General features: G+C 39.5%; 13 protein-coding genes. 3 read left to right on the top strand and 10 right to left on the bottom strand.

Features of this window, described 5'->3' with window-relative positions:
* Positions 1–137 precede the first annotated feature (137 nt).
* Positions 138–428: a transposase gene (locus tag KYH19_RS13025; protein WP_132404428.1), complete on the top strand. Its 291-nt coding sequence runs from the start codon at positions 138–140 to the stop codon at positions 426–428.
* Positions 371–1,288: an IS3 family transposase gene (locus KYH19_RS13020; protein ID WP_132404431.1), complete on the top strand. Its 918-nt coding sequence runs from the start codon at positions 371–373 to the stop codon at positions 1,286–1,288. The genes KYH19_RS13025 and KYH19_RS13020 overlap by 58 nt, the downstream gene beginning before the upstream one ends.
* A gap of 439 nt (positions 1,289–1,727) precedes the next feature.
* Here the strand turns inward: KYH19_RS13020 and KYH19_RS13015 are convergent, their stop codons facing one another.
* The 5 genes from KYH19_RS13015 to KYH19_RS12995 form a co-directional block, all read right to left on the bottom strand.
* Positions 1,728–3,728, bottom strand: coding sequence for a RagB/SusD family nutrient uptake outer membrane protein (locus KYH19_RS13015; protein ID WP_255562417.1), 2,001 nt, complete (start codon positions 3,726–3,728; stop codon positions 1,728–1,730).
* 29 nt (positions 3,729–3,757) lie between these two features.
* Positions 3,758–6,835 carry a TonB-dependent receptor gene (locus KYH19_RS13010; protein WP_219075431.1) on the bottom strand — a complete coding sequence of 1,026 codons (3,078 nt, stop codon included), beginning with the start codon at positions 6,833–6,835 and terminating at the stop codon, positions 3,758–3,760.
* A 650-nt stretch (positions 6,836–7,485) separates the two neighbouring features.
* Positions 7,486–9,135, bottom strand: coding sequence for a protein-disulfide reductase DsbD (locus tag KYH19_RS13005; RefSeq protein WP_219075430.1), 1,650 nt, complete (start codon positions 9,133–9,135; stop codon positions 7,486–7,488).
* Positions 9,136–9,151: 16 nt separating this feature from the next.
* On the bottom strand, positions 9,152–9,601 hold the full coding sequence (locus tag KYH19_RS13000) for a protein-disulfide reductase DsbD domain-containing protein (protein ID WP_121286959.1): 450 nt from the start codon (positions 9,599–9,601) through the stop codon (positions 9,152–9,154).
* A 24-nt stretch (positions 9,602–9,625) separates the two neighbouring features.
* A complete protein-coding gene (locus tag KYH19_RS12995; protein WP_121286957.1) occupies positions 9,626–10,672 on the bottom strand; it encodes a PLP-dependent cysteine synthase family protein in 1,047 nt (348 codons plus the stop codon).
* Positions 10,673–10,868: 196 nt separating this feature from the next.
* On the opposite strand from KYH19_RS12995, the gene KYH19_RS12990 reads away from it, so the two are divergent.
* Positions 10,869–11,336: an Lrp/AsnC family transcriptional regulator gene (locus KYH19_RS12990; RefSeq protein WP_121286955.1), complete on the top strand. Its 468-nt coding sequence runs from the start codon at positions 10,869–10,871 to the stop codon at positions 11,334–11,336.
* Between the two features lie 223 nt (positions 11,337–11,559).
* On the opposite strand, the gene KYH19_RS12985 is transcribed toward KYH19_RS12990, so the two are convergent.
* From KYH19_RS12985 to KYH19_RS12965, 5 genes are all read right to left on the bottom strand, one after another.
* Positions 11,560–12,921 carry a DUF3526 domain-containing protein gene (locus KYH19_RS12985; RefSeq protein WP_219075429.1) on the bottom strand — a complete coding sequence of 454 codons (1,362 nt, stop codon included), beginning with the start codon at positions 12,919–12,921 and terminating at the stop codon, positions 11,560–11,562.
* A gap of 5 nt (positions 12,922–12,926) precedes the next feature.
* Entirely contained in the window at positions 12,927–14,375 is a 1,449-nt protein-coding gene (locus KYH19_RS12980) for a DUF3526 domain-containing protein (RefSeq protein WP_219075428.1), read from the bottom strand.
* Positions 14,375–16,936 carry a TonB-dependent receptor gene (locus tag KYH19_RS12975; protein WP_219075427.1) on the bottom strand — a complete coding sequence of 854 codons (2,562 nt, stop codon included), beginning with the start codon at positions 16,934–16,936 and terminating at the stop codon, positions 14,375–14,377. The genes KYH19_RS12980 and KYH19_RS12975 overlap by 1 nt, the downstream gene beginning before the upstream one ends.
* Positions 16,896–17,591: an ABC transporter ATP-binding protein gene (locus tag KYH19_RS12970; protein ID WP_219075426.1), complete on the bottom strand. Its 696-nt coding sequence runs from the start codon at positions 17,589–17,591 to the stop codon at positions 16,896–16,898. Before KYH19_RS12970 ends, KYH19_RS12975 begins: the two co-directional genes overlap by 41 nt.
* 86 nt (positions 17,592–17,677) lie before the next feature.
* Positions 17,678–18,037 (bottom strand): hypothetical protein, encoded by a 360-nt coding sequence (locus KYH19_RS12965; RefSeq protein ID WP_219075425.1) that lies wholly within the window; start codon positions 18,035–18,037, stop codon positions 17,678–17,680.
* Positions 18,038–18,281: the final 244 nt, after the last annotated feature.

Genomic DNA, 18,281 nt, shown 5'->3' with positions numbered 1-18,281 from the left:
CTTTTTCTAGGCGCAACAATGGTATGGTATCTGTTAAAAGTTTATATCGAAATAGCATCAAAAAGATATGGAGTTGCTACATTTGACTGGAGGGTTTTATTTGTCAGATTTAAACATTAAACTTTAAATTTGAATATATGAGCAGACGAATATTTGATGAGCCTTTTAAAAGAATGGCTTTGGATCTGGCCCATGCGCGGGGTTCGATAAAGGATGTTGCAATAGAATTGGGTATAAGTTCGAACCTTTTAAGTAAATGGAAAGAGCGCGAAGGAATTGCAAAAGCTGATACTACAAGCCTTAGCGAGGAGCAGCAATTGATTCGGAAACTTCAAAAGGAGCTTAAAGAAGCCCAGCTAGAACGTGATATATTAAAAAAGGCGGTAGGCATCTTTTCCAAGGGAGACGGGAGATATTCGGATTTATAAAAGATTACCGAAAGATATTTTCTGTTGAAAGGATGTGTAGGGTATTTGGAATAAACAACAGTAGTTTTTATTACTGGTTAAAAAACCCCCAGGGTAAGCGGCTTACCGATGATAATTATCTTATGATAGAGATAAGCAAGATTTACGCAGAGAGTAAAGGGTGTTACGGGAGTCCGCGTATTACTGCCGAATTATGTTCCAGAGGGATCTTTATCTCTCGGCCCAGAGTTGCCAGGCTGATGCGCAGATTGGGTATAAAGAGTACCATCCGTAAGAAATGGGTACAGACAACAGATTCACAGCACACTTACTCCTTAGCAGAAAATTTCCTTAATAGAGATTTTTATGCCGCCAATATTAGAGAGAAATGGGTTTCAGACCTCACTTATATACAAACTGGGGAAGGTTGGCTATATCTGACAACAGTTATAGATCTGGCGGATAGAAAAGTTGTAGGCTGGTCATTAAGTGAAAATATGGAAGCTGAGAACACCACGATAAAGGCATTAGAAATGGCTATAAAGAATAGACCTATTACCCAACAGTTAATTTTTCACTCAGACAGAGGTATACAATATGCATGTTCCGAGTTCAGAAAAAAATTAGAATGCTTAGGGATAAAGCAAAGCATGAGCAGAAAAGGAAACTGTTGGGATAACGCAGTTGCAGAGAGTTTCTTTAAAACTATAAAAACAGAAATGATATACCAGCAGATATATAAAACAAGAGCGAAGGCTAGTTTAGCCATTTTTGAATATATAGAGGTCTGGTATAATAGAAAAAGAAGACATTCATACTTAGGGTACTTATCGCCATTAGAGTTTGCAAACAGCTCAATAAATCCTAAAATCGCAGCTTAAAAGAAAGAAAAATATCTAAAGTAATGCTTCTCAATAAAAATAATATGACAAAAAAAAATCTCCAGTAGACTATTGCAATTCCAATAAGAAAAGATTTCTTCATCTCTGACGAGGCAGTTAATTTTTCATCAGATTCTGTCATGTTGAGCCTGTCGAAACACTTCAAAGTATTTAAATTAGGTCCTTCGACTTGCCATTTTACAGATTCAATAAAATGCCATTATTGCGAGAAAAGAAGCAATCTTACAACAATCGCTAAAAGCGTGCGCATTAAGATTGCTTCGTCGGCTGAAAAAAGTCTTCTCGCAATGACGATTCTTCGCAGCCTATCACCGCAAAAAAAAAAGTCTCTATCATCTATTTTGGTTTTAGTATAATAAATTATCCTTCAGGATGACCAAGCTATATTTATAATAAACCTTTTTTTACCCTAAATTACTTACCAGCCTGGGTTTTGCATGGCCTGTTTTTGTTCAGGTGTTAATGCAGCTCCACCGCTCTTAATCACATCTAAGAAACTCTGAGGAATTGGGCGTAAGTAATGTTTGCTCTCTGAAGGTTTTGCCTCATCGTTAAAGGCAGCTGTTCTGGCTACCAATGTTTTGGTACGTGCCAAATCTTCCCAGCGCAATAACTCGCCCATTAGCTCCCTGGAGCGTTCGTTTAAGATAAAAGCGGTAAACTTATTTTCCTGTGAGGTAGCACCAATTTTATCATAAAACTCTTTATTGGAGTTAAATATGTCAGCTTCGCTGTTTAAGTGCATACCTGTTAGGGTAGTGGCAGTTGTAGCGGTTAGGTTATTCGACTCGAAATAGCTGTTTTTATCAGAATATGAAACAAATTGCGCTGTGTTTGCAGCAGCATTGTTTTTATATGATGCGCCACCATCTACATAAGCAGAACGGTCTTCACCTTCCTTATACGCAGCACGATCTCTAACTTTATTTAAGTATGGAATGGCCTGCGCAAACTGGCCCATTCGTCCGTAAGCTTCAGCTGCAATTAAATAGGTTTCTGCGAGGCGGGCTAAAATACCATCCCGTTGACCAAATTGAGAGGCTACCGCATTTCTTGAACCATCCATAAATTTAGATAGAGCAACAAACTGACTCACACCATAATTTCCATGTCCACCCAAATAACTTTGAGTTTGGCCAGCAAAGTACCTTACATACATACTTGGTTTACGGCGACTAATATCGGTGGGAAGTGCAGGGTTTGCATTTGCAACTGCAGGTGTATACCTGGTATCGCCTGCATTATTAACGATATATAGAATAGATTCTTCACCGCCGGCAAATTTTGCTTTACCCACAAGATCTGGTGTTGGTGCTGTTCCTGCTGTCCAAAGTGGTGCTGCGGCAGGCCTGTTACATAAATAACGTGTTTTAAAACTTTTCCAGAATCTCGAGTCGTTTACACGGTCAAAAACATCGAGGGCATAATCTGTAGACCTTAAACGCTGGAATTCACGATCGCCAGGGATATCGCGTTGCATGCCTGGTAAATTTTGGTAAATAGACGGATAATACAGATGTACCTGGTTACCATAACGCCCCTGAGTAGCTGTATTGCCAGAGAACTGGGCGGCTAAAATGATTTCTTTGTTGGTTTCGTTTGTGCCATCAATGGTCGTGAAATTCCATAAATCGCTAAAGTTGGTAGCCAGAGTATGCTGACCGCTGTTAATCACCAGATCGGCATATTTTACAGCGTTCTGAAGATCGGCGGTTTTGGTATCACTATTCCAGCTATTGTTTATTTCGCTTGCACGGAATAAATACGCTTTTGCCAAAAAGTGTGCTGCTGCCCATTTGGTAATGCGGCCGGTTTCTGTTACTGTAGCCGGTAAAAAGTTATAAGCTTGTGTAAAATCTTGAATTATTTGCTCATATACCTCTTTTGCACTGTTCCTGGTAAATTCTTCCTGAATGAAATCCTGTGCTTCTAACCTCAACGGAACACCACCATATTGTTTTACCAGTTTGAAATAATCGAAAGCACGCATAAAATAACCTTCGCCCAGACGAGTGTTTTTGCTTGCACCCTGATAATACAATGGTACGTTTTTGATAAGAATATTCGCCGAATTTATGTTTTCGTACATATTATCCCATACACTGGCTACATCAGCATTAAGGGAATTCAAACTTGCGTCGTAAGAATTCCACATTTGTTCGGTTCTATCTCCACCAACTGTAAATTCATCTACTCCATAGTTGGCGGTAGTATATGCCCAGGTATAATTAAAGTGAAATTTTAAACTCTGGTACATGCCTATGCTTAAACCGTCGAGGCCATCAGTTGTAACAAAATCTGCAGTGGTACGGGCATTAACAACTTCTTCATCTAAGAAGCTTTTTTTGCAGGAAGTAGGGAAAATCATCAGTCCTCCTAATATTGCAGCACCCGATAATATATTTATAATCTTTTTCATGATCAATTTCTTTAAATAGCGATTAAGGATTAAAGGCTAACATTAACACCAAATACGACACCTCTGTTAAAAGTTGAGGTAACGCTATTGTTGGATGAGATGCCCGAATCAGGATCAACCCAGCCAACATTAGAGTAAATTAAACCCGGATTAATGGCTTGTGCATATACCCTTAATTTAGATAATGCTAATTTTTTAGCAATTTTTTCCGGGAAATAATAGCCCAATGAGATATTTCTGATTTTTACGAAAGATCCATCCTGGTAGTTCATAGCACTTCGGTAAGGATCGCCGGCTGCACTTCCATAATTTGGTGCAGGATAATCGTTTGTTGGGTTGGTTGGTGTCCAATAGTCAACCAAACGTTGGGCAAAACGGCCCTGTAGTGACTCGGCGCCCGTGGCAATCAAAAAATTATATCTTGCAATAATAAAGATAGAAAGGTCGAAGTTTTTGTAAGTAAAGGTATTGGTCATCCCGCTGGTCCAGCTTGGCGTGTAACTTCCTCTAATCATTCTATCGTTATTGGCATCAATTTTATAATCGTTATTCAGATCCCTAACCCGGATGCTGCCTGGTTTAAAAGCGCTTGCTGCTGGCAGGTTAGCATTAAACTTTGCCATTTCAGCCAAGTCTTCAGGCGTATTTTGCCAGATGCCATCTTTGACAAAATCGTAGGCTACTCTAACCCTTTGACCGATGAACAATAAACTACCAATTACATCGCCGTTGGCCAGTTTAACCACCTTATCTTTACTTGCCGAGAAACTTAAGGTTGTAGACCAGTTAAAATCTTTGTTTTTTAAGTTTACAGTGTTCAGGGTAATGTCGATACCTCTGTTATGGGTTTCTCCAATGTTATCGAAAGATGAAGTATAACCATTTATTGAAGAAATGTCTTTTTGTAATAACAGGTCGGTAGTTTTAGATTTATATAAGTCTAGGGAACCGCCAACTCTTCCTTTAACTAAGCTAAAATCAAGTCCAAGGTTATATTGTAAAGTATGCTCCCATCCAAGCGCTTTGTTTGGTAAGGTAGGAGGACTAGCCAGTGATGCATCTGATGCTACATATCCCGTTTGTACCGAACTACCATAAGTATAAGTTAAGGGCTGTAATTTACCTAAAGTTGTTCCATAAGAAATGGCCGAATTACCTACACTACCTACACCTAAGCGAAGTTTCATCTGATCGATCCATTTGATGTTTTTCATGAAATCTTCCTGATCTATGCGCCACGCAATTGCGGTAGAGGGGAAAAAGTCCCATTTGTTGCCTTCAGCCAATTGCGATGCACCATCCCAACGCGCAGATGCAGTTAATAGGTATTTGCTATTAAAGCTGTAATTAACTCTGGCCATGTAGGATACAAGAGTGTTTCTACTCAAATCGGTACTAAAAGCATCCAGGCTAGGAATATTGGCACCGCCTAAGCCATACCAGAGTGGGTTACTTAAAGGAATTTTAGTTCCCGTCATTGATGAACTCTCTTCTTTAAAGAGTGATGAACTCTGCAATAAAGTAACACCAAAGTTGTGTTTTTTTATTGTTTTATCGTAGTAAACCAGGTGATCCAGCGTATAGGCAAATCTGTTGTTTTGGTTAAGCTGAGCATAATTGGTAGAGCCTGATTCGCCCGCGCCACGATTGATTGATTTTGCATCCTGGTATCTTCCATTGTAGTTGTTGTAAAAATCAGGGCCAAAGTTAATACGGTACTTCAATCCTTTCAAAAGGCTTACTTCAGCATAAAAAGAGCCGATTGTTCTTAACACTTTACGTAAATTGATATTGTACTGATCTTCACCCACGGGATTTTGAATATTGATGTCTGCACCGGGTAAATTGATCCTGTTACCGTTTACATCGAAAGGTACAGCAACAGGTAGCATGCCTAGTGCTGCACCATATAAACTGCTCGGTCCGGTTGCATTACCTGTTGAAAACCCATAGTTCTGCAAGCCGTAAGATGCGGTAATGTTAGCCCCGAATTTAAACCACTTAACCGGATTCAGTTCTACACTTACCTTAGAAGTATAACGGTTATAATCCTGGCCAAGTTCTGTACCAATCTGGTTTAAGTAGCCAAATGAGGCATAAGCTTTTAATTTGTCTGTACCGCCACTGGCGCTTAATACATGGTCTTGCGTAATGCCGGTCCGTGTAACCAAATCGGTCCAGTTTGTTGTAGGCACTAAGCTGCCGTTGTAAACACCATTTTGCCAGCCTTGCGCAATGTTTGCCGTTACATAACTATCGTTAGGAAATATGCGGTTATCATCTGCTTGTGTTGGTATAACAGGATAAGTAGTGCTTGCCTGAGCTGCAGGATTTAAATAACCTACACGGCGGTAAGCATCGCGGCGGAATTCGATGTATTCGGCAGCATTCATCATCTGTGTTCTGTTCTGGATGGTTTCGATGGTTGCCGTACCCACATAATCTAAAGTTAACCTGCCTGTTTTACCTTTTTTAGTGGTAACCAATACAACGCCATTTGCTCCTTTTGATCCATAGATTGCAGTTGCGGATGCATCTTTTAAAATGTCGATACTTTCGATATCGTTAGGATTGATGGCTTCAATACCGCCTGCTGCAAATGGAATACCGTCTACTACGTATAATGGTGAATTGCTGGCATTTATAGATCGTACACCTCTGATTAAAATGGAGCCAACTTGACCAGGGCGCTCGTTTGAAGTAACATCAACCCCGGCTGCTTTGCCTTGTATGGCTTGTAATGCATTTTGTACCGGCCTTGATCTGATCTGTTCTGCACCCACGCTTACCACCGCGCCGGTTAAATCACTTTTTTTTACGGTGTTATAACCAACAACTACAACCTCATCTAAATCATTTGTGGAACTCTTTAATTGTATGCTGATCGTAGTTTTTCCATCTACGGGTAATTCTTGTGTGGCATATCCAATGTACGAAACCACCAAAACCGGGTTGCTCACCGTTGATGGAATAGTAACGGAGAAAGTACCATTGGCATCGGTAGAGGCTACAATAGTTGTACCTTTTACTTTTATACTCACGCCAACCAAGGTTTCACCTTTTTCGTCAACAATTTTTCCTTTTAGGGTAACGTCTCGTTTGCTCATGGAGATGTTTGTTGTGACTGACGAAAGTGCTGTTTTCAGATGGTTAGCATTTGCATTATTTGCGACACATAACATGCAGAGTGCAGACATGCTAGTGATCAGGATTGCCCTGTAGGAACAACCTCTTCGTCGCTTTAACTTTTCTGGATAAAAATTAAGACCCATAATTTAATTGGTTTTGTAAATATTTGGTTATTTGGTAATAGCATACCGGAGGTGCTGTGCTATCTGTTATGAGGGTGTATGGTTAAGCAAGTAATCCATTGCATCTGGATGTATTACCTCGTACAAGATGAAAAATGAGTTAGTTTGGCTACACCTGGCTTTTCTTCTTATGTGCTTCGCGAATCTAAAATGGCGATAATGAGATCAGTAAATGCAAACGATTGCATTATGTTAGCGTAATTTTTCTTGCTCATATAGGTAATGATTAAAAGAATGGATTTATACTTGGTTATACGATGTTAGAACTTTTATTCGGCTAATCCGTCCTGTCCCATCCTGTAAGCGATACGTATTTGCAAAGATTAATGCTGAGGTATGTAAATGAGTGGATTTACCTGTGGAAAAAAAAAGGCAAAACAAAGGACAGACCATCCGGTACTGTCCTTCCATCATTAACTAAAATAAACGCTTTTATGTCCTATCTGTTAGTGGAAAGCGTTTAAACCACTTTTTAAGAATTTTTGGTAATTGGCTATTTCATAATCAGCACCTTGTGGTGGTGCCAATAGTGCTTCTGTTTTTGGATCAAGCAGTACATAAAAAGGCTGCGAATTTGACTGGAATTTCCTTGCTTGCAGGTCGCTCCATTTTTTACCAATGGTGCTGAGTTTTTTTCCTTCAGATGTAACCGTTACATCAGCCGGAGCAAGTGCTGTTTTATCATCCACATATAACTGAATCAATACATAATCATTACTGATCATTTTATATACGTCTTTATCTGGCCAAACATTGGCTTCCATTTTTCTGCAGTTTACGCAGGCATGGCCTGTAAAATCAATGAGTACAGGTTTATTCAGTTTCTTAGCTGCAGCTAAACCTTCATCATAATCGAAATAGGCATTGAGCTTTAATGGTGCATGAAATTTATCAGCATATTTATGCGGACCATCATTTGTTGCAGTCGGTTTCCCTGCTAATAAATTGGCTGTATATAAATCGAAATCCTGTGTTTCCTGAGGTGGAAGAAAGGCTGAAATGCTTTTTAATGGCGCGCCCCACATGCCCGGGATCAGGTAAATGGTAAAGGCCAATACTACAGTGGCTAGAAAAAGCCTGGGTACTGAAATAAATGCTAAAGGACTATCATGCGAAAACTTTAGTTTCCCCAGCAGATAAATACCCATCATTCCGAAAATAACAATCCAAAGGCTTAAAAATATTTCGCGGTCAAACCATTCCCAATGGTAGGCAAGATCTACATTACTTAAGAATTTCAGGGCAAAAGCAAGCTCAAGAAAACCTAGAACAACCTTAACACTGTTTAGCCAACCACCAGATTTTGGTAGTTTGTTCATCGCAGACGGAAATAAAGCAAATAAGGCAAAAGGAATGGCCAGAGCCAAAGAAAAGCCAAACATGCCAATTGCTGGCCCTAACAAAGCCCCCGTTGTAGCTGCCTGTACCAATAAAGTACCTATAATAGGGCCTGTGCAGGAAAAGGATACTAAGGCCAGTGTTCCGGCCATAAAAAATAATCCTGCAATGCCGCCTTTATCCGAATTGGCATCCATTTTATTTACCCATGAAGAGGGTAGGGTAATTTCAAAAGCACCCAAAAACGAAGCTGCAAAAACAACAAGCAATAAGAAGAAAAAGAAATTGAATATCCCATTGGTAGAGAGACTGTTTAAGGCATCGGCACCAAAAATTACCGTAACCAAAAGTCCAAGCACTACATAAATGAGGATAATAAAAAACCCATACAATGCTGCCCGCCGGAAGGCTTTCCCTTTTTCTGATCCTTTAGTGAAAAAACTTACTGTAAGGGGCAACATGGGGAAGATGCAGGGCATCAACAAGGCTGCTAAACCGCCAACAAAGCCTGCAATAAAAATTCCCCACAAAGTTTTGTGTTCTTCTTTTGATGGCGCAACAGTTTGTTTAACCGTGGCGGGTACTGCGGCTGCTATTTTGGCAACAGTATCACTTGCTTTAATCGTACTATCAGGTGCTTCTGGCTTTATCTCTGTAAAAGTGAGGTCGTCGGTGCCGGAGCTATCCTGTGCATATCCATTTAAGGATATGGCACAAACGAACAGCAAACCGAGACATATTTTTTTTAAGGATATCATATTCTTGGTAATGCTATTACTTTACAGGAATACTAAATTCGACCTGCTCTGGCGGTAAACATTGCTTATCATCGCATACCATAAACTCTACATTGCCTTTAATTGTTGCGGTTTTACCTTTTAGCTTCACTTTTTGTTGAAAAACTACCGACTTTTCGAAGTAGCTTACATCCATTTTAAAAGTAGATTCGAACTTGGTTATTGCTTTTGGTTCGATTGTTTTTCCAACCAGGGTATAAGCGCCGGATGCAGGAAAAGTAAAGGTTGTTTTAACAGGACCTCCGTCTTTAACAAATTGTGAATAAAGGTGCCAGCCCTGATCTACCGAAGCTTTGATGAAAACAGTAGCTGTATTTGGACCTGTTTTTTTTGCGGCATAACTCCAGGTTACGGGTTTTAAAATTTGGCTATATGCACTAAGGCTAATCAGGCATACAGTACAGAACAAAAAGATGATTTTTTTCATGTTGTAGTTTATTGGTTATGTTGATTAATGTAATCTGCTAAAGGCCTGGTAATCCAGAAAATCTACTTCAGGGGTAATATACCCTGTTTTAACTGGTTCCAACTTCATCAGATCGGTACTTAAATATTTTTTGTTGCTATCGGAAAAGATGGTCACTACGCAGCTGTCAATTCCCATTTTTTGTTGTTGTTTGATAGCACCTATCACATTGGCTCCTGATGATATGCCTACCGCTAAACCAAGTTTCTCAGCTAGTTTTTGTGCCATTAGTATGGCATCGCCATCATTTACCTGTATCACTTCATCCAGTTCGCTCAGTTTAACAATTTCTGGAATGAACTCATCAGAAATGCCCTGGATTCTGTGGCTGCCTACTTTATAACCCGTAGTTAAAGTAGGTGATTCTGCAGGTTCAAGTGGGTGTACTTTAATATCAGCGTTTTGCTTTCTTAAAAAATTACCTACGCCCATGATGGTTCCTCCGGTGCCTACTCCGGCAACAAAAGCATCGGGTGATAGATTTTTCAATTTTAATTGGCCCCAGATTTCCTTACCTGTGGTATGTTCGTGTGCTTCTGGATTGGCAATATTTTCGAACTGTTTTGGTAAAAAGATATCCGGATTGTTTTCGGCCATCTCTTCTGCAAGTTTAATGCTACCAATAAACCCACCTTCTTCCTTGCTCACCAGAATAATTTCAGCACCTAAACTTTTAATAATATCCATGCGCTCTTTGCTCAACCAGTTGGGCATTATGATGGTTACCGGATGACCTAAAGCTTTGCCTATTGCTGCAAATGCAATCCCGGTGTTACCGCTCGTAGCCTCAACTATACGGTCTCCTGCTTTGATTTTGCCTTCAGCATAAGCTTTTTTCAGGGTGTAAAGCGCCATCCTATCCTTAATACTGCCTGTCAGGTTATAATGCTCACATTTAACATAAATTTTACCTATACTTCCCTGGTAAGTATAAGTAAGCTCCAGCATTGGTGTGTTACCAACCAGAAGCGATAAATGTTCAAATTTCCCTATATTGGAAGCTGTCATTTCATTTGCTGTTAATGTTCTCATGGCTATTTTTTTTAATCAATTACAGAAAGCTTTTCAGTAATTTAATTTCGGTAAAATTCATTATTATTCTTATTTGTGTCAATACAAGTTGTTTTTTACGGAAATTTTCTGTTTTTTTTGACTAATATTGATTTTTATTTCAGTTTAAGCTGAGTTTTTTAATGTCCATTATATTTTTTTTCATTCATAGGCATACATGATACACGGAGATTTAGATCAGGTTGATATCGAAATATTAAAATTGCTGCAGCATGATGCCGCCCTGACTCATAAAGAGATATCGTTAAAGCTGCATAAATCTATAGCAACCATACACGAACGTATAAGGAGATTAAAGGAACAAGGTTACATTAAAAGAATTGTGGCAATTCTCGATCGGAAAAAAATAAACAGAAACCTGATTGCTTTCTCCCATGTATTACTGAAAGAGCATACTGCTAAAACCCTGATTGAATTCGAAACCGAAGTTTCTAAATTTGGGGAAGTAATGGAATGCCTTCAAATGACTGGGGCTCATGATTTTATTCTCCGTATTGCAACTAAAGATATGGATGCCTATCACGAATTTTTACGGAATAAACTGGCTACTTTACCTAATATCACAACCGTTCAGAGCTATTTTGTACTTTCAGAGCCAAAAAGTGAAACCGCTTATCCGCTGTAAGGGAGGTTCATTGGTCATTAGTTAGTTGTCCATTTGTCATTGGTTGAAGGAAATCTGATACCTTAGAGTAAATTGATTAGCTAGTAGAATTTGAGGTTGCGGATATCCGCGATAAAACGTCATTGCGAGGAGGAACGACGAAGCAATCTTTCATGCTAGCAATACTTGCTATAAAGATTGCTTCGTCGGCTGAAAAAGCCTTCTCGCAATGACGACCATTCTGTTAATTATTGAACCTTTTTAAATTGAAGGCCGTGGCGCCAATAATAATTATGGTTAGCAGCGAAACCGAAAGCATGTTAATCCAGATATATGGAATCTCTTGCGGATTATATTTTTCCAGTTTATAATTTTTAAGGTCTGTATTCACAACTGATTGATTAAGAAAAATTACCGGATAAAAATGTAGACGGATCTGCTCGTGGTATTTTCTAACCGCCTGTTGAAAACGGAGATGTGTATTGAGATCAGATCCTGCCATTTTATTTACCCCAAGCTGAGTTTGTATGGTAGGGAACAATAAGGCAATCATATTGGTGAAATACTGCCTGCTGGCGAGTTTCTTTTCGATAGCAAACCTGCTTGTTGCCGCCTGGTCATCGCCCATTTGCTGCATGGCATAATACCAATACCAGCTAAAGGTTTTCTTTTCAGGAAAAGGATATTTCTTCAATTGGGGGTAATGTTCAAAAAAAGGTTTCATGGTTACGTCTTTAGCCATATCCCACTTTTCGTGGTAACCTTCTCGTTGGTTGATCACATTTTGCAAAGCTTCAGGTACCGGGTACTTCCAAGTTAGAAAAAGATTGAAAGATGCAGGAATCACGATGCAGAGCAGTACCCAGACTGCTATCAGTGCCGATGCATTAAAATTAGAAGATTTACCTAAAGAGATAAAGAAAAATGAAATAGCAAACCAAAAAGTCAGATAAAGTAAAATAAGTATGGTAACCGAAAAGAAGGTGAAATCTTGCGGGAGTTCTAGATAAAGCATTGCTATAAATAACAGCAACAGCGCAACAGTAAAAATTACTACTAGCCTGACTAAAAATTTTTGCCAGATTACCTGAAATGATCGGTTGGTTTGTGCCTTTAAGAGCGACCAAATTCCACTTTCCTTTTGCTCTGAAAGAAGATTGTAGGTAAAGGCAATAATAACCAGTGGGAATAAAAAGATATAAACGAAACTAAGATCCATATTGCCCAAAAGCAGGCTAACAGGGTTATTAATATCTGTATCATAAAGTTGGCCTTCTAAACCCAACATGGTTACCGAAATTAAATAAGGATTGATATCTCGCTGCCCATTGGCAAAAGCAGCCCAGTTGTTCGGTGCGTTGGCCAGCGTAAACTTATTATGGAAAAAAAACAGGCCAATATCTTTGCCAAAGTGATTAATATTATTGATGGTGTTTTTCTTTTGTAGCAATGCCGCTTTTTCAATTACAGCCTTTTGCCTGGCGACGAAGGTTTTGCCGAAATACAGGCCGGCAAAGCCTGTTATCAGGAGCACAACGATCCCAATCCATGAGGAACTACTTCTAAAAAACAATTTAAATTCAAGGTTATATCTACTTTTTTTCATGTTTATTACGATATCGTTTTGATCCATTTGGTTGAATATTGAAGCAACATAACCGCAACCAATAACCAGAAGGTTAGGGCGCTTAGTGCTAATAACTCATTCGACAAAACAGTACCTAGTTTTTTGAAATGGTAATTGAAATCGGGTTGTTCGGCCCAGTTTGCCTTGCTGATGGCTAAAGGTTTTTCTTCTTCTCCAGGTGCAATATTGCTAATCTTTTCAATTTGCAGCTTATTCATCTTTTGAGCAAGTTGATAGCGATAGGTCTCTGCCTGATGCTGAAAATCGACGAAGGTATTAAAATCGGATGCGGTTAAGGCCATCGAAATATGTTTCAGCAATAAATAAGGGTTTAAGAAACCCGAAATGGTAGTAATGCTGTTCTGTTTTTCGAAAATATGGTTCAGCTTATTTTGGTGCTGACTATAAATTTTTGAGGTAATTTTTTCGCCTTCGGCCATAATATAACCGCCATAGTTAAAAGGGAGTTTTTTTACATCATCCACCGTGTAAGCTTTAAGCAGTGAATCTTTAATGGCCGCGTAATGTGGGTCATTGGGATCGTGGCTATCGCCTTGCCGATGAACATCAGCTGCAATGGCATCGGCAAATTCTATTTTAGAAGGTGAAGGATGAATCTTTACACCAACCGCCTGGGTAATGCGGGGCATAATGACCATGAAAAATATCCAACAGGCCAATAAGGTAATTAAGGCTGATTTAGAACTGCGCGCAAAGGCCGAAACCAAAACGGTAATGGCCGAAATAATGAAAAAATAAATGGCATAAGACAAAACCAGGAGTAACAGGCGTAAGGCTGAATCCATACTAATTTGCCAGTGACTTAAAGATGCCCATAACAAGATGGTGAGCAATATAAGTGGGATAAATATGGAGAGGCAAACGCCAATAATACCTATAGTTTTGCCCCAAAGGAGTTGTTTCCAGCTTACATCCTGGCACAACAGGATTTTTAAAGTCCCTGATTCGCGTTCTGCCGATATGCTGTTATAACCCAAAAAGAAAATGAGCAGCGGTACCAATAGTTGTAATACCATGGCTACACTGATTTCGCCAAAGCTTAACATGCCGTTCGTAAAACCTGCTTCACTAAAATTGACGGTGTTCTGTTTATGTGCCTCTAAAAAAATCGATACCCCGGCGAAACTTTCTATGCCAAAATCGAAGAAACTGAGTTCATGTTTTTCGCGAAAGGCGAGGTAGCCATAGTGCGCCATCCTGTGAGGATGTTTATCTGGTTTGGCTAACCATTGTGCCCTTACCAGTTCCTTATAATGGAGCCGTTGATTATTTTGCGTTTTAAAGTTTTGCCAGCCAACATAAGTGGCCAAACAGAGCGATAAACCCAATAAAAGGGTTAAGGCTAAGGTGGCGCTATTGTTAAAGGCGGCTTTAAAAGTTTGTTTCGCAATAGTGCTTATTCTAGCTGACATTATATTCTATAAGTTACGTTAAACATTACATTTCTTGGTGTGCCAGGGAAAAGGCGTAGGTAGTTTTGTGCCCCAACCCAATAGGTTTTATTTAAAATGTTGTTCATGTTTATGGCCAACTGGACTTTAGAACCTGCAGGAGAATAATAAACTGCGGCATCAACAAGGGTATAGGCCGGAAGTGTAAAATCTCTGATGTATAATGGAAGTTTAGTACCACTATATTGTAAGCCTGTGCCAAAACCAATACCTTTCAGCTGTTGCGTTTCAAAATTATAACGCGTCCATAAGCTGGCACTGTGTTTTGGTGTGTTCTGCACGCGCTGACCGATTAAAGCCGGGTTGAAATCATCCTTAATAATGGCATCTACATAACTATAACCTGCATTAAACTGCCAGTTCTGTCTGATGAAACCTGAAGCTTCGAATTCGAAACCACGGCTGCGTTGTGCGCCACGTTCAATTAAGCGGTTTACATCTAAAGGATCGTTTGCATTCATCAATAGGTTTTTCTGGTTAATTTCGAAAACCGAAACATTTACCATCAGGTTTTTATTCAGCCATTCAGATTTCGCACCAATTTCCTTCAAATCACTTTCTAATGGTTTAAAATTGGAACCTGCAGGCGGCGGAACAATGACCAGAGTTGAAGTATTGCCCTGCGGTTGGTAACCTTGTAAATAAGTTCCATAAAGGTTAATGTTCGTGGTTACCGCGTAGGTTATCCCAACTCTTGGCAAGAGTTTATGTTGATAAATTTTCTTCTGGGTCGCCAGTTTGTAATTGCTGTAGTCTTCGTACCATTCCTGTCTCAGGCCCAGGGTTAAGGCAAGCTTGTCATATTTGATCTGATCCTGAAAATAAACGGCATTAACTAAATTGTAGGCCGGTGGTATTTCAGTTTTGGTAAAAATATAATCGCTTAAATTTTTAATCGTATAACTTGGGTTAGCGAGGTTAAAATGTTCTACGTTGGGCACAGGTGCATTTACGCCGTTTACCACTTTAAATAAATAGAGATCTTTTTTTGTGGGATCGTACCTTGCTGCAATGGTTCCGTCTTTTAACCGGTAACCCTGCGCAGAATTTTCACCACCGCCACGCAGTTTCTGGGTATTAATCCGATCGTAGCCGATTACCAGTTTATGGTTTAAGCTAAACGTATTGGCATTTATACTGAAATAGGTGCTTAGATTATCGGTACGCCACTTTTGCTGACGCTGAACTGCCCGCATGGCCGCAAGGGTAGGGATAGGTTGATTGTTTTCATCAACGCCAAAAGCATTGGTGGTTCGATGTTCCAAAAGATCTTCGTTCCAGTTTTGCTTCATATAAGCCACATTGAAAATAATATCCTGGTTAAAACGATGAGAAAAATTGGTCATTAGCATTAAATCCTGACTGTTAAAACGGTCGTTGCTGGCACCCATGTTGAAACTGATCGGCGTGCTTTTTAAATCGGTTTGCCCGGCGATGGCGCCAAAAATAGCTTGTCCACGGTCTAATCTCGAATTGCTGTTGTTCATTACCACCTCTACATTTAAACTGGTACGGTCATTTGGGATGTATGAAAATGAAGGTGCAATGATATAACCCTTCCTATATTGCAGGTCTCTGAAACTTTTGCTGTCTTCATAGCCAAGGTTAAGTCGGTAAAGCAGTGTTTTATCTGAATTTAACGGACCAGTAAAATCTAATGCGCCGCGTACTGTACTAAAACTTCCGGCCGAGATGCTGATTTCCTTGCGGTCTTCAGTCAGTGGTTTTTTAGTAACCAGATTAATACTTCCCCCTGGGTCTACGCTCGAAAACGTGGCACTTGCAGGGCCTTTTATTACTTCGATTCGTTCGAGGTTATTGGTTAATGGTTGGTTAAAATAATATTGATGGGTACGCATGCCATTAATAATAGCACCTTCTTCATTCTGGTTAATTCCTCTGATAGAGAATTGATTATAATAACTGCTTTGCGATACACCGGTTACATTTTTAACAGCATCAGCCAGTACAGCTGCCTGCCTGTCGGCAATCAGTTCTTTTGAAACCGAAGAAATAGCCTGAGGAATGTCTTTATTAAACGTGGCCGTTTTTGTGGCTGAGAAGGAATAATTGCCGTAATATTTTTTGCTGTTGGTACCTACTACTTCAACAGTTTGTAGTTCTTCATTTGAAGTTTGCAATACAATGGCATCAAGATTTAAATCGCCTGTCTGATTGATAGGGTAAATCTGATTAAAGCTGCTATAACCAATGGCACTAACGGTGACAGCATAATTTGCAGTTTTAGATAAGATAAGCGAGAAATTTCCTAACGAATCGCTAATTGCATTTAACTGATCTTTGCCATTTTTAAATTTAATCGTGGCTTTATGGACGCCTTGATCCTGGGCATTAATCACCTTTCCGCTTACCTTAATTTGGGCATTGGCCTGCAGGTTAAATAAATTGAGTAAAAAAAGCAAACAAATTGTAACGACACCAGGAAGGGCCTTATATTTTGGGTACATGAAATGGATTTTTTTAGATGGTTTGTAAGTATAATTCCTGAAGATCGGTTGCATTAATCTCGCTGGCTTTAAGGGTATGGATCAATTCGCCCTGTTTCATGATGCCAATGTGCGAACCTACATTTACCGCGTTAAAAATGTCGTGTGTAGCCATTAAGATGGATTTACCTTCGGCAGCCAATTGTTTAACCAATTGTGTAAACTCTGCTGTTGCTTTTGGATCTAAGCCACTGGTGGGCTCGTCCATTAAAATGATTTTTGCATTTTTAGCCAGGGCAATGGCAATACCTACCTTTTGGCGCATCCCCTTGCTAAAACCAGATAGCTGTTTGTGGTGAGCTGATTCTTGTAGGCCACATTGGTTTAAAAAACCGATCAAACTTTTGGTGCCATAATTAAAACCTGCCAGTTTGGAAAAGTAATCTAGGTTTTCAATGGCCGACAAGTTACCATAAAGCATCACCACTTCAGGGATATAAGCGAGGTGTTTGCGGCGCTCGCTATCATGTGTGTCCAAGTCCCTGCCGTCAATTAAAATTTTACCCGAACTTGGTTCAATAAAACCGAGAAATAAATTAATGGTCGTTGTTTTTCCAGCACCATTTTGGCCTAAGAGGCAAAATACCTCGCCAGGGTTAACTGTTAAATTAAGTTGATTCAGGGCTTGATAAGCCCCGTAATTTTTAGATAATGAAATCGCTTGAAGCATAAAATATAAGAGTATAGCGCATGCCGGCACAGCTGCACATTAACAAAATGATTTGTCTGATAAATAAAAAAAACTGGTTTTAGTGATTAGGCCAATAAACCTGGCGGCCCTTTATTTGCGTAAGATAGGATATAAGCAACTGAGTGCTTGATCAAATAAGCGCAAGGTTTAACACCTGGTTTATTTAATGGTAAAAACAATGCAAAGGGTGCTGGCAGATAGAAAAAGTGCGATTGGTGTTTCAGCACCTCACAGAGTTTACATTTTAACTTTGCCGAACCAAGTTGTGTATTGTATTTTGAATGAGAATTATGATGTGTTATTTCTTTCGCTCCGTGGTGGTGCAGACTTTCTAACAACATTGCATTAAGAAATACCACTAATACCAATATCCCCCATATGCGGGTAAAAATTTCGCGGCGATATTTATACGTTGAATGTTTCAATGCAACAAAGTTACATTTAAAAAATTAAAATCAAACCTTTTGTTAGGCTTGGTTTAGAATCTGATGATTATTTGTGGTGTCTGATGCTTCCATCTGACACGGAAAAAATGTTTGATATTAAGGGCTAAAGTAGTTATAAAATGTTGGGCTTAATCATTTTTTTTAAGAAAGCAATACCCGGTGATGCTTCGGTTACATCAGTTCCGCCCTTTGCTTAATGTCATTGAGTTAAGCCCCCAGCGCG

The sequence above is a fragment of the Pedobacter sp. D749 genome (assembly GCF_019317285.1).
Classification (GTDB): Bacteria; Bacteroidota; Bacteroidia; order Sphingobacteriales; family Sphingobacteriaceae; genus Pedobacter.
This window is presented reverse-complemented; position numbering and strand designations above follow the sequence as displayed.